Here is a 22,631-nt window from a genome sequence, read left to right on the forward strand (position 1 = left end):
CTTCAGGTCAGGCGTTGATCCAGGAGTGTTCAGCGCCAATCCTGACCTGGAACTTGTAGTGAAGCGGATAGTAATGCTGCTTGAGGTTGTCCAGCTGTTTGTCCAGCGTTTGCGGGGGAACGATGCCGCGACGCGTGTAGTACTGACGAACATCGTTTTCAATGTTGACTATCGGGCCGTGTGATTCGAGCTTTCCATTGACCAGCCGCGACTCCTTGGTAATGCCGTCAAAGCCCAAGTCGTACATGTCTGGCCGTTGCGACTTGAGCACCTTGTTGAACAGCGTTGGCCCCACAGTCTCAAAAATCTTGCCCTCATAGAGATTGAATTCAGGGGTGTATTGCACGCGGCCGTCAGGCCCACGGCCCACCGTAGGCCGGTTCGCCGCAAAGTAGGGTTTGTTGGCCGCAAAGCTGGTTTTCATTTCATCAATGACTGCGGTGATGACCGGGTTGCCTGCTTGTGTGCCGAAATTGCTGGTGTTGTAGAACGGCTTATAGCCGGTGAGGCTATGGGCAACCGGTTTGTTGAGCAGCACATCACTCGCACCGGCATTTAACCCGTCAGCCCCGACCTTTGCCTGGATCACATCATCGGTATCCAGATAGAACCCACCATACTTGTTGAGGATAGGGTACCGGGCAACGTCTGAAGCGGCGGCCAGGTTTTTCCCTTGTCCCTGTCGAAAGTAGTCATACATCCCATCGCCTTTCAGCTGTTTGAAGACGTCATCCTCGCGAAGGTTCCTGACTTCCAGGCCGGGAGCCTTGCTTTCCAGGCTGCGCTTTATCTGGTTAAAAATGGCTGGAGTGTCAGCATCCACATGCAGGATGGACTTGTAACCGGGAGCCTGGGCGGCGTTGTTGAGCAGGGTATCCATCAGCTTGGACGGGAGCTCTTGACCCGCCCAGAAATAGTGAAGGTTTCTGGGGATCGGCTTCACATCGTTGGGGATTTTCACGGCCGAAGGCGGCATGACATCAACGAACGAGTAGGTATGCGCATCTGCCTTTCTGGCTTTTATGAATTCGTTGAACGACCCGCGTTGCCACTTGCCCTTGGCGCTTCGCCAGAAATAGGCAGGGTTGAGCGGATCGATACCGGTGGACAGATTGCTTTCTTTCCAGGCTCCCGCCGAACTGTCGAAGATGACGTTATGTTCGACGCCCTTGTAGTTGAGCGTGAACGGAGTGGTTGAGTTTTCCACGACTTTAATGTCGTCCATGGGCACGACATAGGTGCTGTCGCCCAATTTCCAACGCAAGGGTGCGTCACTCTTGCCGCCCAGCAAACGCGCAGTTCTGGCGGCAGGTTCCCATCCTGAGGCCCCCAGATCCCTGACCGCAATGTCCGGCCCCGTGCCCTGGGGATGCTGGATGACGCGTTGTCCATCTTTAAGCTTGGACTTGTAAAGCACCCCGTCGATCTTCACGTATTCATTCCGGCCACGGCCCACATAGACATTGCCTTGCAAGCCCTTGGCCGAGAGCTCGTCAGCCGCGATGTACTTGGCTTCATAACCCAGGAGGTCCGGGTCCAGGGGCCGGACCTCGCCGCCAGCCGCGATTCGGTGAGGGGTGAAGTCTTTCAAAGGTGGCCCGAAGGGTTGTTTCTTGAACGCATCGTATCGGTGCCAGTTACCTTGAACCATGACCGCGATGTCTTCCACCGTCTGTTGTCCAGCCTTTAACCGTCCGCTTGCCGCCAGGCCGTATTGCTGACTGGCGGCCTTGACGGCATCAGCGCTGCCGATCGCGTGCAAGCTGTCGGCGGTATTGGCGCCAGCAGGAGCCACCCGGAAGTTATCCAGCGGTTTGCCGAAGGCTTGCTGGGTATGCGGGTCAAAGGCGTACCAGCGACCTGATGCCTCATCGAATTTGGCCAGGGCTTGGCTTTCCACCGTGTGATTGAGTGCCCTGTAGGTGCCTTCGGCGATGTCCGGCTTTTTGGCCAGCTCAAGCAGGTTGACACTACGCTGGCCACGTAGATGTTGAATCCCGCGGTAGGTGGCGCCGGCTGCCGTTATGACTGCCTTCTTGCCTGCCTGCAGGACACCCAGCGCCAGGTCATCGACACCGCTCAAGGGGTTCAGCGCGCCCACCGCTGCCCGGCCAATGATTTTGCCTGCATGGCCCACCCTTGAAAGGGCTGACGCGCCTGCGACAACGCCTTTCGCACCTTTGAGTGCGCCACCAATGCCGATTGCAAAACCGAACAGGTCGACAACAACTTCAACAATGCCTTCCTTGATCCTGCCGTTGATGATGTTCTCGATGCCTGATTTGAATGGAATCAGGCCGACGACAATTTGTTCAATCCTCTCGTGCAGCGGTACCTGAGTGTCGAAGGTCGTGGCACCTTTGGCATAACGCTCGACCTCGGGCAGGCGCATGTCGTCGAGTACCGCATCGACGATGTACCGGGTCCGGGCACTGCTGAAACTGTCAGGCGCGCCTCGGGCATCTTTTTTCTCATCCGTAACGTCTGCCGGGTAGTTACCCGCAGGTTTGATCACGTCGTACCGCTTGCCGGGTTGGGGGATGGTGCCGTTGGTCGGCGGGTATTCATCATAGGTCTGCCCAGGCCGGCGAGTGATGGTGCCCTTGTTTCGATCAATCGCATAGTGGATGACCTTGCCGTTGTATTCGGTTTCTACCAACAGCACGCCATCGGCCACTCGTACGGGGTGGTCCGCCCGGTGGTAGCTGACTTCCTTGCGGACCGTCAATTGGCCGAACTGCAGATGCTGACGGTCTTCCAGCGGTTGTCTGGCCAGCAGCAATTTGTACTGCGCCGCCGTGGTTTTTTTCAGCGCATCGGAAAAGTCGGTGAATTGTTGCGCGAACAGGTCTTTTGGGCGTGGCAGGCTTTTCAGCTTTTCGCGAACCTCATCGAAGTTGAACGCGCTGGATGAAGAGACCCAGGCGGCGGGCGTTTGATCAGGCTGCTCCTGGTTTTCCTCGGACCTGAACAGGTTGGTGAAGTTACGTGCCTCTTCCTTCCAGAAGTTGGCACGGTTGGGTGTCCAGAACAGAGGGCGTCCGTCGATGTAACTGTCCAGTATCGAGTAGCGTTCTGGAAAGCGTTTATGTGAGGGCTGTACGGTGATGCATTTTTCGTCGAACCATTTCGGGTCGATGTGCGGCAGGGCCTTTTTCAGCTGTTCCAGTGCAATGGCCCGAGTGGTCGGGAGTTCCCTTATGTCTGTTTGCGCCGCCTCCTTCAACTCGTTGATCTGGGCGGTGAACGCCTTGCGCACTTCAACCATGGCCGCTTCGGTCGAGGGATATGCCTGACCGTTGGCGACAGCCCACTCCTTGAGTGCTTTGGCCTGGGCGGCATATTCACTTGCGCTGTCCTCATCGGTGACCGGTGCGGTGCTACCTTCCAGCATGATTTGCGCATAGTTCATCGTTGCCGTGGCACCCGGCGATTTCGCTTCAATACGGGCGACCAGGGTGGCGAAGCTGACCCAGCTGTGAGTGCCTGGGACGATCGTGTCCGGGATACCCTTGACCCGGAACTCCGGTGCCAGCCTGGCCAACACCAGGTGCGCCTGGATCAGCGCCTTTTCAGGCGACGAAGCCTGCCCGCGTGCAACCAGATGCTCGACCAGTTCCTTGAAAACCGTGGCAGCCGTCTTGCCCACATTCTCAGGCGAAACCAAGTGATAGCCGCCAATCTTCAAGCCCTGTGCTGCGTCGCTATCAATCTCCAGATGCAGCGCCGCCAGCAGCCAATCGGTGCCGGGGCCTTTGACGCCGCGCGCGGCAAAGACTGCTTGAATGGCGTCACCCAGGGCCTGGCCCCTGGGGGAGCTGATCAAGGCTTCAATCATCAGGCGCGGGTTGTCGAGCTCGGCGGGAGAGATCGACCGATTGTCCAGCAGGTAGTCCAAGACAGTTTTGAACGGGCTCAGCTTAATGTTGCCGAACGTGCCGCCCTGAATATCCGCCTTGAGCTGTTGCAGGCTCTCCTGGTCAAGCCACCTCAGCGCACCGCTGAGGTTCCCCTGCACAGCCGCCTTGGGTGTGGGAGTGGAGAGGGCGGTTGCGAGGTTGACCAGCTCTTCGTGACGGGTTGGCAAGTGCAACCCGTGGTCCGTGAGGTATTGTAAAAGCGAGACGGTCGGGGACTGGCCGCCGCTTGAGGGACGGTAGCTGCTGTCAGACGACAGGTTGAGTGTCCTGGCCTTCAGTTCATGCGTAATCTGCCCAACGTATTCGACGCCATTTTCCACGGATGCCGCCAGGTGTCTGAGTTCGCCGGCAGCCTGATGTCGGTTGTGGATATCGCCTGTAAACGCTTTCTGGTTCTGGAGTGCTTCCTCGCTGCGCGATTCGATCAAGTGTTTCGACGTGCCTGGATCGAGCGGGGTGAACCCCTGGTTTCGATCGATTTCTGCCGCACGCTCACGCATCGCCGGCCCGGTGAGGTCCTGCCGCTCGTTGTAAAACCGGCCGATCAACCACCAGGCAACCGGTTCATCTGGAACACTGACCGGCGGCTTGAACCAGGTATCGGCATGGCCTGCGGCAATAACCCTGGCGGCATTCAGAACCGGGCCGCTGATAGCCGCCCAGTGCGGGTCGTCTTGCCCGACCGTATGGAGTTTTTGTTCGGGATCACGCGCCCGCGTGAGCGTAAAGCTGATCTGGCCCGAGGTGGCGTTGAGCTTGATCGATGCCGTGTCGATCCCTTGGTCTCGGATCCACTGCAGCACGTCGGGGGACTGAAAGGCGTTATGCAACTGTGTCCACCACTGACCGAAGGTGGAGGAGGGAGGAAGCTGGCCAATAGTGATGTTTCGTTCACGGTTGGCCGCCAGGAGCAACGCGCTGTGATACTCCGTTGTTGCAAGCTCACGATCACCCTCGGGGCGTGAACCTTCAGCCGGTGCCGAGGGGGCGGGAAACTCACGCGCTTGCCCGGAAAGCTGCGGCGGGTTGGCGGTTGTCGGGGCGGGGGGAGGACGATGTTGCGTGGCATGGGAGAGCGAAACAGTGTTCATGAGGTTGGTCACCTACAGGGTGTGGATTACGCCCGGGCTCACTAAGTCCCGTGGCATTGTCCTTGTGTCGCCATGCGCCCCGTTTTGATTCCTCGCTTCTGCCGGCAGGTCCTGTGCCTTGTGTTTCCACTCTTTGCGCCAAAGGCTTTGGTGTCGAGCCGCCTTGATTGATTGGACGGCTACGGAGTTTGAACTATGTTGAGCGCATCCATCCGTTCGCACTTGGACGGACCCGCGCTTATTTCTTTTTGAACGAGAGGCTCCGGCATGCGGTTTTCCCCCTTCGTTGAACGAATTACAGGGCAGGGCGTCGCTGCCTGGGACATACACCACGCCGCGTTTCACGCCGCCAGCCAGGGCGAGGACATCATTATCCTCAGCGTCGGCGACCCCGATTTCGCCACGCCGTCCTTCATTACCGATGCCGCCGTCGGCGCCCTGCGCGAGGGCGATACCCACTACACCGAGATCCCCGGCCGCCAGACCCTGCGCGACGCGGTGGCGGCGCGCTACAGCAACAGCCTGGGGCGCGCCGTAGGCGCCGAAAACGTCATCATTGTGCCCGGCGCACAAAATGCATTGTTCATCAGCTCCCTGTGCCTGTTGCAGGCCGGGGATGAAGTGCTGGTGCTCGACCCGATGTACGTCACCTACGAAGCCACGCTCAACGCCAGCGGCGCGACCCTGGTACGTGTGCCGTGCTTGCCGGAGTCCGGCTTTCGCCTGGACGCGCAGGCGCTCGCCGCAGCGATCACCCCGCGTACCCGAGCGATCTTCTTCTCCAACCCGAACAACCCCACCGGCGTGGTACTTGACCCTCGGGAGCTGCAAGCCATCGCCGACCTGGCCGTGGCCCATGACCTGTGGGTGGTGGTCGACGAGGTGTATGAAAGCCTGGTGTTCGACGGCCAGTACCACAGCCTGGCCGCGTTGCCGGGTATGGCCGAACGCTGCATCGTGATTGGCAGTTTGTCCAAGTCCCACGCCATGACCGGTTGGCGCATCGGCTGGATCATCGCCGCGCCGCAGATGGTGGTGCACGCACAAACCCTGGTGCTGAGCATGCTTTACGGTGTGCCGGGGTTTGTGATGGAAGCCGCGACGGCGGCGGTGCTGGCCCATGATGACGTGACCCAAGGCATGCGCGAGATCTACCGACGCCGACGTGATTTGGTGGTGGCCGCGCTGAGTCTCTGCCCTGGCATCCAGGTGCAGGCACCCCAAGCCGGTATGTTTGTGCTGGTGGACATACGGGGGACCGGCCTCAGTTCCCTGGACTTCGCCTGGCGACTGTTTCGCGAAGCCGGCGTGTCGGTCCTCGATGCGGCGGCCTTTGGGGAGCCCGCCCAGGGTTTTGTGCGCTTGTCGTTCACCCTTGGCGAAGTACGCCTGGCCCAGGCGTGCCAGCGTATCGCAGGCTTTGTGGCCAAGTTGGCCGATGAGCGCGGTGACTGCAGCCTGGGTCGTCATGCAGCATCAAATAGCTAGTAACCCGCAGATTCCGCTTTTTTGCTTTGACTGAAACGTTTAACCAAACGATAAACGGCACACGCAAGCGCTTGCGTAAGGAAATGTATCTGATCTAGAGTCGGCAGCATTCGACAACAAAAATAATAAATCCAGGAGCTCAGCCATGAGCCTTGATCCCTTGCTTGAGATGCAGGGCATCAGCAAATCCTTCAATGGTTTGCGGGTGCTCAAGAACGTCGGCCTGAAGGTCTATCCCGGTGAAATTCATGCCCTGATGGGTGAGAACGGCGCCGGCAAGTCGACCCTGATGAAGATTCTTTCCGGCGCTTACCAGGCCGATCCCGGCGGTGAAATCCGCATTGACGGCCAGCCCGTTGCCTCCTTCGACCCCGCCACTGCCAAGACCCTCGGCATCGCCGTGATTTATCAGGAACTGAGCCTGTGCCCGAACCTGAGCGTGGCTGAGAACATCTATCTGGGGCGCGAACGCCGGCGCGGCTGGACCATCGACCGCAAAGGCATGCAGGCCGGCTGCGTCGAGGTGTTGCAACGGTTGGGCGCCGAGTTCAAGCCCAATACCCTCGTGAGCAGCCTGTCGATTGCCGAGCGTCAACTGGTGGAAATCGCCCGCGCCTTGCATGCGCACGCGCGGATCCTGGTGATGGACGAACCGACCACGCCGTTGTCTTCCCGCGAAACCGACCGCCTGTTTGCCCTGATCAAACAGCTGCGCAGCCAGGGCCTGGCGATCATCTATATCAGTCACCGCATGGCCGAGATCTATGAGTTATCCGACCGGGTCTCGGTACTGCGCGACGGCCAATACATCGGCGAATTGACCCGTGAAGCGCTGTCCGCCGAGGTGCTGGTAAAAATGATGGTGGGCCGCGACCTCTCGGGGTTCTACAAGAAGGAACACGCGGCGTATAACCCGGGCAACGTGGTGATGCGCGTGCGCGATATGGCGGATGGCAAGCGGGTGCGCCGCTGCAGCTTTGATTTGCATGCTGGCGAAGTGCTGGGCATTGCCGGCTTGGTCGGGGCCGGGCGTACCGAGCTGGCGCGCCTGATTTTCGGCGCCGACCCGCGCACCAGCGGCAGCCTGGAAGTGGTCGGCAAGACCGTCACCCAACTGCGCACCCCGGCCGACGCGATCCGTGCCGGCGTGGTGTACCTCACCGAAGACCGCAAGGCCCAAGGGCTGTTCCTGGACATGAGCGTGGCCGACAACATCAATGTCTGCGCCTGTGTCCCGGATGCCCATGCCGGTGGCGTGCTGGATCGTGGCCATGCGGCACAACGCGCTGCCGCTGCGATCAAGTCGCTGTCGATTCGTGTGGCGTCGGGCAAGGTCAATGTCGGCGCGTTGTCCGGCGGCAACCAGCAAAAGGTGCTCCTGGCGCGGTTGCTGGAGGTCAAGCCGCACGTGCTGATCCTCGATGAACCGACGCGGGGCGTGGACATCGGCTCCAAGTCGGAGATCTACCGCATCATCAATCAACTGGCGCAGGCGGGCGTGGGCATCGTGGTGATTTCCAGCGAGCTGCCGGAAATCATCGGCACCTGCGACCGTGTGCTGATCATGCGCGAAGGCGAGTTGGTCGCCGAAGTCGGCGGGGCTTCCGGCCATGCCATTTCCCAGGAACGTATTATTGACCTCGCCACTGGTGGCGATCAGGTGGCTGCCCATGGCTGAATTGACGATGACAACACCCCATAAAACCGAACGCGTGCGTGAGCTGATGCGCACCGTGGGCATGCTGCCGGTGCTGGTCCTGCTGCTGGTGGGCTTTGCCCTGGCCAGTGAAAACTTCCTCACCGTGCAGAACCTGTCGATCATCACCCAACAGGCTTCGGTCAACGTGGTGCTGGCGGCGGGCATGACCTTTGTGATTCTCACGGCGGGGATCGACCTGTCGGTCGGTGCGATTCTCGCGGCGTCCGCCGTGGTCGCCTTGCAGGCATCGATGTCGCCGCAGTTCGGCATGTTCGGGATCGCCGCCGGCATCGGCTTCGGGTTGTTGCTGGGCCTGGTCAATGGTGGGTTGATCGCCTTCATGCGCCTGCCGCCGTTTATCGTCACCCTGGGCGCGCTCACCGCCATGCGTGGCCTGGCGCGTTTGCTGGCGGACGACAAGACCGTGTTCAACCCGGACCTGCCCTTCGCATTTATCGGCAATGACTCGATCCTCGGCGTGCCGTGGCTGGTGGTGATCGCCGTGGCAGTGGTGGCGTTGTCGTGGTTCATCCTGCGCCGCACGGTGATGGGCGTGCAGATCTATTCGGTGGGCGGCAACCCCGAGGCGGCGCGGCTGTCGGGGATCAAGGTGTGGAAGGTGCTGCTCTTTGTCTATGCCATGTCCGGCGCATTGGCCGGGCTGGGTGCGGTGATGAGCGCTTCACGCCTGTTCGCCGCCAACGGCCTGCAACTGGGCCAGTCCTATGAACTGGATGCAATCGCCGCAGTGATCCTCGGCGGCACCAGTTTCACCGGCGGTGTCGGCACCATCGGCGGCACCCTGATCGGCGCGCTGATTATCGCGGTGCTCACCAACGGCCTGGTGCTGCTGGGGGTGTCGGACATCTGGCAGTACATCATCAAGGGGATCGTGATCATCGGTGCGGTCGCGCTGGATCGCTATCGCCAGTCCGGTGCGCGGACCTGAGTTCACTCAAACAACAATCACAAGAGAGACCGGCATGAACTTCAAACGACTGTTTCCCGTCATTGCCTTGGCTACCCTGGTGTCCCAGGCCGTCGATGCTCGTGAACTCAAGGCCCTGGGCATCAGCATGGGCTCATTGGGCAACCCGTATTTCGTGACCCTGGCCGACGGTGCCACGGCCCGGGCCAAGGAGCTCAACCCCAACGTCAAAGTCACCTCGGTGTCGGCCGACTATGACCTGAGCAAGCAATTTTCCCAGATCGATAACTTCATTTCGTCCAAGGTCGATTTGATCCTGCTCAACGCCGTCGACCCGTCGGCCATGGCCTCTGCGATCAAGAAAGCCCGGGATGCGGGGATTGTAGTGGTGGCGGTGGATGTGGACGCCAAGGGCGTGAATGCCACGGTGCAGACCGACAACGTCGAAGCCGGCAAGCTGGCCTGCCAGTTCCTGGTCGACAAACTTTCGGGCAAGGGCAACGTGATCATCCAGAACGGCCCGCAGGTCACCGCCGTGACCGATCGCGTCAAAGGCTGCAAGGCGGCATTCGCCGCAGCGCCGGGGATCAAGGTGCTCTCGGACGACCAGGACGGTAAAGGCTCGCGCGAAGGCGGCTTGAACGTCATGCAGGGTTACCTGACGCGCTTCCCGAAAATCGATGGACTGTTCGCGATCAACGACCCGCAAGCCATCGGCAGCGACCTGGCGGCCAAGCAACTGAAACGCAGCGGCATGCTCATCACCTCGGTGGACGGCGCGCCGGATATCGAGAACGCGCTGAAGACCGACACGCAGATCCAGGCGTCCGCCAGCCAGGACCCATGGGCCATGGCCCAGACGGCGGTGAATGTGGGCAACGACATTCTCAATGACAAGGCCCCGGCCGAAGCGGTGACCCTGCTGACGCCGAAACTGATCACCCGTGACAACGTCGCTACGTACAGCGGCTGGTCGAGCAAACATTGATCCACTGAGCAAGGGGCAAGCGCCGTGGTCACCATGGATGACGTGGCAAGCCGGGCGGGGGTGTCGACCTCCACCGTCTCCCACGTATTGAACGGCACGCGCAAGGTCAGCCCGGTGACGGTGCAGGCGGTACAGCGCGCCATTGAGGAACTGGGGTATATCCCCAACACCCTGGCGCGCTCGCTGGCCCGCTCCAGCACCAGCACGATTGGCGTGGCGATCTCGGCGCTGTCCAACCACTATTTCAGCGAAACCGTGCACGCCATCGAAACCGAGTGTGCCAAGCACGGTTACATGATGTTGTTCGTCGATACCCACGATGACCCCGAGCAAGAGTTGCGCGTGGTCACGGCGCTGCATCATCGGCGGGTTGACGGGATGGTGCTGGCCCCCTCGAATGGCTCCAAAGCGCTGGACTACCTGCGGGCCAACCAGATCCCCGCAGTGCTGGTGGACCGCATGATGAGCGAGCAGTTTGACCAGGTCGGGGTGGACAACGCCCAGCCGACCCAGGCCCTTATTGCTCACCTGATCGCCCATGGCCATCGCCGCATCGGCTTTATTGCCGGACGCGAGGGCTTCAGTACCACGGATGAGCGGGTGGCGGGGTATCGCGCCGCGTTGCAGGCGGCGGGGTTGCCGTTTGATCCGCAGTTGCTGGTCAATGGCGGCTCGAATACGCAGCCGGCGCGCCAGGCCACCGCGCAGTTGCTCGGCCTGGCGGCGCCACCTACGGCGATCATGGCCGGCAATAACCTGATGACCCTGGGCGCCATGCACGCGTTGCGTGACGCACACATAGCGGTGCCGGGGCAGATGGCCCTGGTGGGTTTCGATGATTTTGACTGGGCGGATTTTTTTGTGCCGCGCCTGACCTTGATTGCCCAGCCGGTGCAGGCCCTGGGCGCACGGGCGGTGGATCTGCTGTTGCAACGCATGGCCAGGCCCGACGCGCCGACCCAGAGCGTGCGCCTGGCACCCACCCTGCGACTTCGCCATTCATGTGGCTGTATTGGATTGGAATAACCCCCGTATGAGCAGTCCTGTTTCCCTCGGCATAGACCTCGGCACCTCGGAACTCAAGGCGATCCTGATGGACATCGACGGCGTCGTGCTGGCCCACGCCGGAGTGCGATTGAGCGTGTCGCGGCGCCACAACGGCTGGTCCGAACAGGCGCCGCAGGATTGGTGGCTGGCTTGCGTGCAGGCGCTGGAGCAATTGCGTGCCCATGAAGCCTTCGCCCGTGTCGCCTGTATCGGCCTGTCGGGGCAAATGCACGGTGCGGTGTTGCTGGGCAAGGACGACCGCGTGCTGTACCCGGCCATCCTGTGGGATGACTCGCGGGCGGTGGCCGAGGCCGAACAACTGGGCAGCGAGTTTGCCGAAGTGACCGGCAGCTTGCCCATGGCCGGGCTGACCGCGCCCAAGCTGCTGTGGCTGCAACAGCATGAGCCTGACGTCTTCGCCGCGATTGATTGCGTGTTGTCGCCCAAGGATTACCTGCGGTTGCGCTTGAGTGGCGAGCGCATCAGCGAGATGTCCGATGCCGCCGGTACGCTGTGGCTGGACGTGGCGCAGCGTGAGTGGTTTACCCCGATGGTGCGTGCCACGGGCCTGGTGCCGCAACAGCTGCCCCGGCTGGTCGAAGGCGGTGCCGCCAGTGCCGTGTTGACGGCCGGCGACCTGGGGCTGGCGCCTGGCGTGGTGATCGCCGGCGGCGGTGGCGACAACCCGGTGGCTGCAGTGGGCATGGGTGCCATCAACGCCGGCGATGGTTTCATCACCCTGGGCACCAGCGCGGCGGTCGTCGCCATCACTGATCACGCTGCCGGTAACCCGGGCAGTGCGGTGCACAGTTTCTGCCATGCATTGCCGCGCCGCTGGTACACCATGGGGGCCATGCTGGCCGGGGCGAGTTGCCTGCGCTGGGTCACGCGGCTGACCGGCATGCCGGACGAACAGGCCTTGCTGGATCAGATCCAGGCGCAATGGCCGATCGAGCAGCCCGTGCCCTTGGAGATGCCGCTGTTCTTGCCGTATCTGGCCGGCGAGCGCACCCCCCACAATGACCCGCTGCTACGCGGCGGCTTCATGGGCCTGGGCCATGATTGCACGGCGGCCATGCTCGGTTATGCGGTGCTGGAGGGCGTGGGTTTCGGTTTGCTGGATGCGTGGCACGCGGTGCAATCGGCCGGTGCCCACGTCGAGCGCTTTGCCTTGGTCGGTGGCGGGGCGCGCAGTGAATACTGGGCACAGCTGCTGGCCAATATTCTGCAGCGGGAAGTTTTCACGCTGCGCGGCAGCGAGTTAAGCGCCTGTATCGGTGCGGCGAAGCTGGGGTTCCTGGCGATCGGGCAGGGCGACAGGCTGTTGGAAACCGGCATGCCGGTCAAGGCGCGGTACTGGCCGGACCTCACGCAGCAGCCGCGGTTAAACGCACGTTATCGCCAGTTTCAAGGCTTGCTGGCCGCCGCCAAGGGGCTGCACGCCGTCAGTCAGCCAAGGGCGGCAAGCGCCGTTTGACCGGGGTTTTCTTGACGATGGCGGTATTGGTTTCGGCGTAGGTGTTGAGCCGGTCGAGCAGGGTGTCGAGCTGTTCCATGGTGCGTACATGCAAGCGCGCAATAAAGCAGTCATCACCGGTGACCTTGTCGCATTCGGTGAACTCCGGGATCGCCTGGATCTGACGTTCCACTTCCTGCAATTTGCCGGGTAACGGGCGGATACGCACGATGGCTTGCAGCAGGTAGCCGAAATGCCGGGGGTCGATGTCGACCGTGTAGTGAGTCAGCACGCCGCGCTCCTCAAGGCGGCGCAAGCGCTCGCCCACGCTGGGCGAGGATAACCCGGTGATGCCCGCCAGAGCCTTGAGCGACAGCCGCGAGTCATCCATCAAGGCGGCGATCAGTTGCTGGTCGATGGTGTCAATCATGAGGTTCGCCTAATAAGAAAAGGTGATTTTGGGCTTTTGCCTTTTTTAGTCGCTGGAGCCACTGCCAAGCAGATTGCCATAATTGAGCCTCACTTGAGGAGTCTCAATCATGGATACATCCATCCGTCGCGGGTCATGGGAAATGGTCGCCGCCATGCTGATCTCCGGCACCATTGGCTGGTTTGTGCTGGTGTCTGGCGTGTCGGTCATCGAAGTGGTGTTCTGGCGTTGCGTGATCGGGGGGCTGACGCTGCTGCTGGTGTGTGCACTACTGGGCTATTTGCGCCTGGACTTGCTCACCTGGGCCACGCTGGGGCTGGCCATGCTCAGCGGGGTGGCCATCGTCGGCAACTGGCTGCTGCTGTTCGAGTCCTATTCCCGCGCGTCCATCGCCATCAGTACGGCGGTGTACAACGTCCAGCCGTTCATGCTGGTGATGTTGGCGGCGGTGTTTCTCGGGGAAAAGATCACCGTGCAGAAACTGGCGTGGTTGAGTGTGGCGTTCCTCGGCATGCTGGCGATTGTCACCGCCCATGGCGCGCAACAGAGCGGCGGCGGTGATTACTTGACGGGCATCGCCCTGGCCCTGGGCGCGGCGTTTTTGTACGCGGTGGCGGCGCTGATCATCAAACGCCTGAAAGCCGTGCCACCGCACTTGATGGCCTTGATCCAGGTCATCACCGGTGCCTTGTTGCTGGCGCCATTGGTGCCCTGGAACAGCTTGCCGGCGGCGGGCAACGCATGGGCGGCCTTGGCCACCCTTGGCGTGGTGCATACCGGCTTGATGTATGTATTGCTCTACGGCGCGATCCAGAAACTGCCGACGGCGATCACCGGCGCGCTGTCGTTTATCTACCCGATTGCAGCGATTTTCGTGGATTGGATTGCGTTCGGACATCGCCTGGGCTGGCTGCAATGGCTGGGCGTGGCGGCGATTCTGCTGGCGGCGGCAGGGTTGCAGCGGGGCTGGTGGTGGCCCCTGAAAGCCCCTGGCCGAATTGAAAAGGCGTGATCCCTGCGCCTTAGATGGAACAGATTCCTACGCAGGCGCCACACAGGGTGGACGGATACCAGGTTGCGAGCCTACCGCCGCCTGGAGAAAACTCCCCACCCTGATGGCGAACGATGAAAACCACTCTTTTAACCTTTCCAACCCCTGACTACCTGGCAGGGAACGTACAAGCCGCAACAGAACCCGGCAACGTCCGTCACAAGCGTGCGCTTGATGACCCTGCGGCGGTGAAGCGTGAGTTGGCGGCGGCGCCGTCGGGCCTGAGCAAAAACTCGGCCAGCTGGGTGAGTTTTCAGCATGGCGTCAATCTGGCTGAAGGCATCGAGCCTGGCTCATCCAAGCGCATGACCCAGCAAGAGCTGATCGCTTTGCCAGGGAAAATGAGTGCCACGGCGGTGACCCCCGAGCAGGAACTTTTCATTGCTGCGGCACGCGTAGGTCCTGCGCTGGAATGGGCGGTGGCGAATGGCATCCTTGAGCGGAAAACCGAATATTCACAGGCGGACATTCAAAAAGCCGTTGCCGCACTGGATAAACACCTCGAAGAAATAGCGGACGCCGTCAACAGTCTTTCCACGCCCATGCCGACGCGCAAGGACTATTTCATCGGCACACAGCAGGTGTCCCCGATCAAGGGCCATGCCGACCCGGACAACAAAACATACCCGGTGGCGCTCTACGACGACAAACGGTTCGGTGAGGACTTCAAAACAGATCTGGCGAACAAGAAAACCGCCTACGCCACGATCCTCCAGGAGGTGTTCTCGACCTTGCCCGTGCCGGACCAGATTGCTATCGCCCAGGGCGACGTCGGTGTGTATGCAATGAGGTCATCGGGAACGGACGGCAAGCTGGAGCGCCGCACGTTCTTGCTCAAGGCTGTCCATCAGGGCAAGACCACCGTGTATGAGGTCAACCCTGAACAGGGGACGGTGGTTAAACGGGATGAGTATATCGGTGTCTTCCAAGGCAGTAGCGTGATCGGAAAAAAACGCTTGCCCGACGGTGGTTACTCCGAGACGTTCACGGCGTGGCAAAAGCCGAATATTCAAGGCAGTCAGTACCAGGCCAAAGTGGATAAGAAGCCCGGTGTGCAGCCGGACAACACGTCTTTTTCAGCGCAGCTTTACGCGCTGGAGCCCCTGGGGGAATTGCCGGCACCGACTGCAGGTGCGACCACTTCGTCCAACCCGCAGGCGCTGTTCCTGGAGCGCAACAAGCAGCTATCGACGCTAGTCGGCGAGAAGTTGTTTTACCTGAGCGATCTGGACTTGCTGCACAGCGCACAAGAGGACCCGGAACGCGTTACTGACGCCGAGAAAGATGACCGGAAAAACTATCAGGCATTCAAGCAAGAGAGGGAAAAACGTCGCGAAGTGCTGAAAGGTTTTGTGCCTCTCTGGCACGGAATCGAAGCAATCAGTGCCGGGCGCCCCATAGAAGGGCTCGCGCAGATATGGATAGATATACTGTCCTTTTTGCTGCCAGTCGAAAAAGTCGTCACCGAAGTTGTAACGAGTGGCATCCGACTGGTGAAACCGGTCATTCCGAAGTTTCTGAAACCCTCAACCCACTTTGCCAGCTACACCTTCAGGCCGGGTGCGCCAGGCGTCGCATGGGAAGGCGGTGTACAGGGATTGAAATGGGCGCCCAATACCTCGCAGAACCTGGCCAAGGGCGTCAATCAGTTCAAATTCAACGCAACGCCGCTCTCCAAGGCCGGCTCGGGCATGCGTGAAATCCAGTACAACGGCGCCAGATATTTTGCCGGTGCCAAGCCGGACGCCGGGGACAACGTGCACTATCTGCTGCGGGTACCGGACCCTCAAGACCCGACCCGGCTGGTGAGCAGCGGCATTATTGCCAAGCCGGATGAAACCGGCGTCTGGGCCAGGCGAGGGGTTCAAGGCGGCGAACGCCCCGGCGCAAAGAAAACGCAGGCAACGGATGCGAGTTCGAAAGGTCGCCTCCAGGCGCCCGGCAACACGGCGGCAAGTCAGAAATTGGTGAACCATCCAAACTGGCAGTCGGTAGTGGATTCGGGCACGTACAACGGGCAGCCGGTTTACATTCATTACACCAATAAGGAAGGCGCAGAAGCGATTACGCGGCAGTTGAGTATTAATGATGCCTCGCGTGAAGCCACGCGTGCCGGCTCCAAAGGCGGGGTCTACGTTAACCCACCGGGCCAGCAATTTAATGGTGAAAACGTCGAAACCCTGTTGTTTTTGGGTAACAAGCGCTACGAGGGGCGAGGTGACTATATGGTGATATTCAGCACCGATCAGGTGCCGACGAATTTGGGTCCTGTCACGGCGGGCAGTCCGTTCGTCGAGCTGAAGTTTCCCAAAGGCATCAAACTGACGTCGGCGAACTTCCTGTACGCGGGGCCTAACACGTTTCCCAATTATTTCGGTTGAGCGCCGCTGAGGCGCCAGGCGTCGGTTTCGTCCAGCGCCTGGTTTATACCTCTCTGGGTCGACTCAGTGCGGTGCGCGCGGGATGGTCTTGAGCAAGTCATCCGGGCTGATGTAACCGACCACACTGCCAGGCTGCGGCAGGCCGAGGATATGCCCCTTGATCTTGCCCACCACGTGCATCTCGCAGGGTTTGCAGTCGAACTTGAGCGTCAGCACTTCATCGCCATGGATCAATTGCATCGGCGCCACCTTGGTCTTCACGCCCGTCACCCCCTTGGCCTGTTTAGGGCACAGGTTGAACGAGAAACGCAGGCAGTGTTTGGTGATCATCACCGGCACTTCGCCCGTTTCTTCGTGAGCTTCGAAAGCCGCGTCGATCAGCTTTACGCCGTGACGGTGGTAGAAATCCCGGGCCTTCTGGTTGTAGACGTTGGCCAGGAACGACAGGTGCGCTTCCGGGTACACCGGCGGCGGCGAGGTTTCAGCCTTGCGCCCGCCACGTGGATGAGCGGCAACGCGAGCGGCGGTCAGTGCTTCGATCACTTCGCGGCGCAAAGCCTTGAGCTGTGAGTTGGGGATGAAGAACGCTTGCGGTGCATCCAGTTGGATGTCGGTGGCGTGGTACTCGGTGGTGCCCAGTTGGCCGAGCAGGTCACGCAGGGTATCCAGCGCCTGTTCCGGCTTGTTGGCCACGCCAAACGGGCCGGGCAGGGTGACGCTGGCGCTCAGGCCTTCTTCGCTGGTGGCGGTGACTTGCAGCTGGTCTTCACGCAGGCGTGCCACCCAGGACAGGCCGATACGGCGCTCGGCCGAGGTCTTGAGCAGCGCCTGTTGCCAGTTATGGTCCAGGTTGCGGTTCAGTGGGTGGTTGGGGCGCAACTGGTGCAGGCCGGCCGGCATTTCATTCGGCTCGACGCGGTAGCGGTAGCGCTTGGCACCGTCTTCTTCGAACTCGCCTTTAGGCTCGGCGATGTTGGCGCGAAAACCGACGACTTCGCGTTTGATCAGCACATTGAGGCCATCACCATTGGACAGCGGCTCATGGGTCACCACTTGCAGGTCGCGCTTTCCGGCTTTTTCCACCACGCCGACCGGCAGGCCGGTGAAGGTCGGGGTGTCGAAGGCGCCGATGTCGATCTTGCGATCGCTGACGAAGTAATCAGTGCTGCCCCGGTGGAAGGTTTTTTCCGGGTCGGGCAGGAAGAAATGCGCGGTGCGGCCACTGGACGCGCGAGCCAGGTCCGGGCGGTCTTCGAGGATGTCATCGAGGCGCTGGCGGTAGTAGGCGGTGATGTTTTTCACATAGCCCATGTCTTTGTAGCGGCCTTCGATCTTAAACGAACGCACGCCGGCTTCCACCAGAGCGCGCAGGTTGGCGCTCTGGTTGTTGTCTTTCATCGACAGCAGGTGCTTTTCAAAGGCCACGACGCGGCCCTGATCGTCTTTCAAGGTGTAGGGCAGGCGGCACGCCTGGGAGCAGTCGCCACGGTTGGCGCTGCGGCCATTCTGCGCGTGGGAGATGTTGCACTGCCCGGAGAATGCCACGCACAGGGCGCCGTGGATGAAGAATTCGATGGCGGCATCGGTCTCGTCGGCGATTGCACGGATCTCTTGCAGGTTCAGCTCACGGGCCAATACCAACTGCGAGAAACCGGCCTGGTCGAGAAACTTGGCGCGGGCCAGGGTGCGGATGTCGGTCTGGGTGCTGGCGTGCAGCTCGATGGGTGGAATATCCAGCTCCATCACCCCCAGGTCTTGCACGATCAGGGCATCGACGCCGGCGTCATATAGCTGATGGATCAGCCGGCGCGCCGGTTCCAGCTCGTTGTCATGCAGGATGGTGTTGATGGTGGTGAACACGCGGGCGTGATAACGCCGGGCGAATTCGACCAGTTGAGCGATATCGCTCACTTCATTGCAGGCGTTATGGCGTGCGCCGAAGCTTGGGCCGCCGATATAGACGGCATCGGCGCCATGCAGGATCGCCTCGCGCGCAATGGCGACATCGCGGGCGGGGCTGAGCAATTCCAGGTGATGCTTGGGCAAGGACATAGTTTTTTTAGTCAGGCTTGTCACGGTTGAGGCGCGCATTGTAGCCGTGAAACGCTGGGCGGGCACCTACCATAGGGCCGGTGTGCAAACCGCTCAATCCTTGTGGGAGGGGGCTTGCTCCCGATAGCGGCCTGTCAGTCAGCTTATTTGTGACTGATGCCCCGCTATCGGGAGCAAGCCCCCTCCCACAGGATTATGCGGTGTGCAGGGCGCCGGCGCTTAACAATGCAGGTCACCCATGCGGCACAGGTGGAATGAGGATTGGCTTACCTGCACACAATTTGTGGGAGGGGGCTTGCTCCCGATGGCGGCCTGTCAGTCAGCTTATTTGTGACTGATGCCCCGCTATCGGGAGCAAGCCCCCTCCCACAGGGTTATGCGGTGTGCAGGGCGCCGGCGCTTAACAATGCAGGTCACCCATGCGGCACAGGTGGAATGAGGATTGGCTTGCCTGCACACAATTTGTGGGAGGGGGGCTGTTCAGGCTTTGGCGGCCATCGCGGTGACTTCGACGCGCATGCCTTCAACGGCCAGGGCGGCAACGCCAACCGCAGCGCGCACGGGCCAGGGCTTGGCGAAAAAGCGTTTGTAGACCTCGTTGAATGCGGCGCGGTCGGCCATATCGGTCAGATAAATGGTCAGGTGCATCACGCGGTCCATGGAGCTGCCGGCTTTTTCCAGGGCGACTTTCAACGCCTGCAGCGTGCATTCGCTTTGCAGGCTGATATCACCCAGTTCCAGGCTGCCGTCGGCGCGGGTCGGAATTTGCGTGGAAACCAGGATGCCGTTGAAGCCGACGACGTCGGAAGAGATCGAATCGGCATCGGGATCGGGGGTAAAGCTCAGGTCGTGGTTGGCCATGATGGGCTCGGGTCGAAGAAAAGGGCACTCAGTCTAAACACTAGCGCCGCGCCGGTCATTTTTGTGGTTCTTACAATCAAATAGTTGGCGTCAATTAATAATTATTTTCTGTGCCTCAAGTCCCGATTTTCTTGCCGATACTAGACTAAAGCATCAGTGAAATAGCGCTCGAGTGAGGGTACGTCATGTTCAATAACACGCTTAAAGCAGAACTGGCGGCCAGGACGGCCGAAACTACGCAATACAAGGGACTGATCGCCGCACTCGAACGCTCCATGGCGGTGGTCGAATTCGACCTGACCGGCAAGGTATTGCGCAGCAATGAGAACTTCCAGAAGACCATGGGGTACACCGCCGATCAGTTGGTCGGCAAGTCCCACCGTGACTTTTGCCCGTCTGAATTGACCGGCAGTCCCGCCTACGCGGCGTTCTGGAATGAGCTCAAGGCCGGCAAGTTTGTGTCGGGCACCTTCAAGCGTTTGGATTCCCACGGTAAAACCGTGTGGCTGGAGGCCAGTTACAACCCGGTGCCGGATGCACAGGGGCAAGTATTGAAAGTGGTCAAGTACGCGCTGAACGTGACGCAAAAAGTCGAGCAGGAGGCCGCCACCCGCAGCAAAACGGCGGCTCTGGACCGTGCAATGGCGGTGATCGAGTTTGATTTGAATGGTGTGGTGCTCGACGCCAATGACAACTTCCAACAGGTCATGGGTTACTCACTGGCGGAACTCAAAGGCAAGCACCACCGTATGTTCTGCGAACCGGCACTGGTCAACAGCGGTGAATACAGCGACTTTTGGCGCCGTCTTAACAACGGCGAATTCTTCACCGGGCAGTTCAAGCGTATCGGTCGAGGTGGGCGTGTGGTGTGGTTGGAGGCCAGCTACAACCCGGTGTACGACGGCGACGGCAAATTGATCAAAATCGTCAAGTTCGCCAGTGACATCACCGAGCGCGTGGAGAAGTTCGAGGAAGACTCTCGCGGGGCATCCCGGGCCTACCATATTTCATCCGAGACCGAGCGTTTTGCCGAACATGGCACCGAAGTGATCCAGGAGACCGCCAGTGAAATGCGCCGCATCGCCGATAACATCGGCGCTTCGGCGCGGCTGGTCGGGCAGTTGGGCGATCGTTCCGAGCAAATCACTGCGATCGTCAATACCATTCGCGGTATCGCCGACCAGACCAACCTGTTGGCGCTTAACGCCGCCATCGAGGCGGCCCGTGCGGGCGATCAGGGGCGTGGTTTTGCCGTAGTGGCCGACGAGGTCAGGCAACTGGCCGGGCGCACCAGCCGCTCCACCGCGGAAATTGCCGAGATGATCGGCATGATCCTCTCGGAAACCCGCGATGCGGTGTCCAGCATGAATGCGACCCAGGAAGGCGCGCAGCGTGGGGTCAACCTGGCCGACCAGGCCGGTTCGGTGATTTTGCAGATCCGCACCAGTACGGGTGATGCGGTCCGTGCGGTGAGTATGTTTGCCTCGAAACTGGATGAGTCCGAGGTGATCCCTAAAACCGCCGTCGGCTGGGTAGGGTAGTGTGCTTGCACCGGCCGCCCGCTGGGGTGGCCGGTGCAGGGCGTGGTTACAGCAGGGTGAACGGGTAGTCGACGATCACCCGCAGTTCATTCAACTTGCCATCGCCCTGATCGGCGTTGGATGACACCATCGCGTCACGCAGGCGAAACGACAGGTTTTTCGCCGGGCCGCTCTGTAGCACGTATTTGGCCTCCACATCGGTCTCGTGGTGGTCTCCCTCGGCACCGTAGTCTCCGGCATAGGCACTGTTGGCCGGCGTGTGCGTGCCATTGATGTCCGAACCGTTGACGTAGCGGGTCATGAAGCTCAGGCCGGGGACGCCGAAACTGGCCATGTTCAGGTCATAGCGGATGCCCCAGGACTGTTCGCCCGGGCCATTGAAGTCGCCCCACTGGATCGAGTTGGCCAGCAGCACCGAATCGCCGCCTTCCCCCGCGCCGTTGTTGCCGGTGCCGATGTAGTCGAACGGCGTGTCGCCATGCACTTTCTGGTACGACAGCGTCAGGGTATGCGCCGCCAGGAACGAGTAGGCTGCGGCGACCGAGTACGTCGTGTTGTTGATCGCCCCGGCCTTGGCACTGCCGGTGTCGAGGGTGCGATACAGGTTGCCATCCAGTGCCAGCGACTGGTCGTGGCTCAACGGGATCACATAGTTGAGGTTGGTGTAGTACTGGCGCCAGATATCTTCCAGTTCACCGGCATACAGCGTGGCGCTCAACGACGGCGTGAAGGTGTACTTGCCACCGACGAAGCTTGCGCTGTTGGCCGCCACGTTGGCGTAAGTGGCGTAGATATCGTGGTCATGGTTGCTGGTCATGCCGCTGTTGGTGCTGGTGAAGTGTCCGGCCTCCAGGTCCAGCCCGGCGATCTCGCTGCTGGTCAGGTCAAACCCGGTCGCGGTCTGCGGCAAAATACGTGTGCCGCCGGTGGCGAAGACTGGGGCGGTGGGCTGCATGTCACCGAATTTCAACTGGGTCTTGGAGACCTTGATCTTCACGTCTGCGCCCACTGAACCGTAGCCATTTTCAGGGTCGCCATGCCGGTCGGTCGGCAATTCGCCGGTGCCCGCATCGGCGTGCGTGGCGTCGAGCTTCATCGCGCCGTAGGCATAGGCATCCACGCCAAAACCGATAGTGCCCTGGGTAAAGCCTGAGGCGTAGTTGAGCATCGCGCCTTGGGTCCAGTCGCGGTTGTCAGCCTTGCCGCTCTGGCGGTCGCGGTCAAAGTAATAGTTGCGCAGCAGCCCCGTAAGGCTGCTGCCTTCGATAAAGCCCTTGGACTCTGCCTGGTCGGTCACCGAATCGGCAAAGCTGAGTTGGCTGATGCCGACGCCTATCACCAGCGTCAACAGGCTGCACTTTCTGATCATGTTCTTATTTCCCCGAAATAATGAGCGCGCACAGTTACACCGCACTTTATTGAAAGACGCATAGGTTTAATGGGCAGGGATTCCAGGTGAGCGCAGTGCCGTTTTTATTGTGCTCGACGTGTTTGTCGAGTCCTGATTATTAACGGATTTTTCGCGGTGCGCAGCGGGGAGCGGGATTAAACTCGATTAATTAAACTTCACACTATTTAATCGGTTGGGGGTGTAGCGTGGTCAGGGTCTTAGCCGCTCTGCTTCGACACTACCCTTTGGTTTGCCGCCGCAGGTTCTGCGGCGGCTTTTTTATATCCACTTACAGCAGTGGCCGGGTA

The 22,631-nt window shown here is 60.6% G+C and carries 12 protein-coding genes and 3 pseudogenes; 10 read left to right on the forward strand and 5 right to left on the reverse strand.

Annotation, left to right across the window (positions count from 1 at the left end):
• Window positions 1–7 precede the first annotated feature (7 nt).
• The gene (locus JBE38_RS05605) at window positions 8–5,011 is read right to left on the reverse strand and encodes a glycosyltransferase (RefSeq protein WP_205343794.1); all 5,004 of its coding nucleotides are present in this window, start codon (window positions 5,009–5,011) and stop codon (window positions 8–10) included.
• Window positions 5,012–5,278: 267 nt separating this feature from the next.
• On the opposite strand from JBE38_RS05605, the pseudogene JBE38_RS05610 reads away from it, so the two are divergent.
• From JBE38_RS05610 to xylB, 6 genes and pseudogenes are all read left to right on the forward strand, one after another.
• Window positions 5,279–6,455, forward strand: a pseudogene (locus tag JBE38_RS05610) (pyridoxal phosphate-dependent aminotransferase); the annotation flags it as partial.
• A 189-nt stretch (window positions 6,456–6,644) separates the two neighbouring features.
• Window positions 6,645–8,177, forward strand: a complete 1,533-nt coding sequence (locus JBE38_RS05615; RefSeq protein WP_205343795.1) for a sugar ABC transporter ATP-binding protein — start codon at window positions 6,645–6,647, stop codon at window positions 8,175–8,177.
• On the forward strand, window positions 8,170–9,147 hold the full coding sequence (locus tag JBE38_RS05620) for an ABC transporter permease subunit (RefSeq protein WP_090372408.1): 978 nt from the start codon (window positions 8,170–8,172) through the stop codon (window positions 9,145–9,147). Before JBE38_RS05615 ends, JBE38_RS05620 begins: the two co-directional genes overlap by 8 nt.
• Window positions 9,148–9,181: 34 nt before the next feature.
• On the forward strand, window positions 9,182–10,114 hold the full coding sequence (locus JBE38_RS05625; RefSeq protein WP_090371123.1) for an ABC transporter substrate-binding protein: 933 nt from the start codon (window positions 9,182–9,184) through the stop codon (window positions 10,112–10,114).
• 24 nt (window positions 10,115–10,138) lie between these two features.
• Window positions 10,139–11,140: a substrate-binding domain-containing protein gene (locus tag JBE38_RS05630; RefSeq protein ID WP_205343796.1), complete on the forward strand. Its 1,002-nt coding sequence runs from the start codon at window positions 10,139–10,141 to the stop codon at window positions 11,138–11,140.
• A 7-nt stretch (window positions 11,141–11,147) separates the two neighbouring features.
• The gene (xylB, locus tag JBE38_RS05635) at window positions 11,148–12,638 is read left to right on the forward strand and encodes a xylulokinase (protein WP_205343797.1); all 1,491 of its coding nucleotides are present in this window, start codon (window positions 11,148–11,150) and stop codon (window positions 12,636–12,638) included.
• Here xylB and JBE38_RS05640 read toward each other — a convergent pair.
• On the reverse strand, window positions 12,607–13,047 hold the full coding sequence (locus JBE38_RS05640; protein ID WP_060753081.1) for an Lrp/AsnC family transcriptional regulator: 441 nt from the start codon (window positions 13,045–13,047) through the stop codon (window positions 12,607–12,609). The two genes, xylB and JBE38_RS05640, sit on opposite strands and share 32 nt — an antisense overlap.
• A 109-nt stretch (window positions 13,048–13,156) precedes the next feature.
• Here JBE38_RS05640 and JBE38_RS05645 point away from each other — a divergent pair, with 109 nt between their 5' ends.
• Both JBE38_RS05645 and JBE38_RS27630 read left to right on the forward strand, forming a co-directional pair.
• Window positions 13,157–14,059: a DMT family transporter gene (locus JBE38_RS05645; protein WP_090371117.1), complete on the forward strand. Its 903-nt coding sequence runs from the start codon at window positions 13,157–13,159 to the stop codon at window positions 14,057–14,059.
• A gap of 113 nt (window positions 14,060–14,172) precedes the next feature.
• Window positions 14,173–16,479, forward strand: a complete 2,307-nt coding sequence (locus tag JBE38_RS27630) for a hypothetical protein (RefSeq protein ID WP_240202425.1) — start codon at window positions 14,173–14,175, stop codon at window positions 16,477–16,479.
• 63 nt (window positions 16,480–16,542) lie between these two features.
• Here the strand turns inward: JBE38_RS27630 and JBE38_RS05655 are convergent, their stop codons facing one another.
• Both JBE38_RS05655 and JBE38_RS05660 read right to left on the reverse strand, forming a co-directional pair.
• Window positions 16,543–18,531: a peptidase U32 family protein gene (locus JBE38_RS05655; RefSeq protein WP_205343798.1), complete on the reverse strand. Its 1,989-nt coding sequence runs from the start codon at window positions 18,529–18,531 to the stop codon at window positions 16,543–16,545.
• A gap of 480 nt (window positions 18,532–19,011) precedes the next feature.
• A complete protein-coding gene (locus JBE38_RS05660; RefSeq protein WP_205343799.1) occupies window positions 19,012–19,392 on the reverse strand; it encodes a RidA family protein in 381 nt (126 codons plus the stop codon).
• Between the two features lie 185 nt (window positions 19,393–19,577).
• Here JBE38_RS05660 and JBE38_RS27935 point away from each other — a divergent pair.
• A pseudogene (locus JBE38_RS27935) lies at window positions 19,578–20,345 on the forward strand (PAS domain-containing protein); the annotation flags it as partial.
• Between the two features lie 114 nt (window positions 20,346–20,459).
• Window positions 20,460–20,933, forward strand: a pseudogene (locus tag JBE38_RS27940) (methyl-accepting chemotaxis protein); the annotation flags it as partial.
• A gap of 46 nt (window positions 20,934–20,979) precedes the next feature.
• Here the strand turns inward: JBE38_RS27940 and JBE38_RS05670 are convergent.
• Window positions 20,980–22,302 (reverse strand): OprD family porin, encoded by a 1,323-nt coding sequence (locus tag JBE38_RS05670; RefSeq protein ID WP_205343801.1) that lies wholly within the window; start codon window positions 22,300–22,302, stop codon window positions 20,980–20,982.
• Between the last annotated feature and the right edge of the window lie 329 nt (window positions 22,303–22,631).

This window comes from Pseudomonas sp. ICBG1301 (genome assembly GCF_016918385.1).
Taxonomy (GTDB): Bacteria; Pseudomonadota; Gammaproteobacteria; order Pseudomonadales; family Pseudomonadaceae; genus Aquipseudomonas; species Aquipseudomonas palleroniana.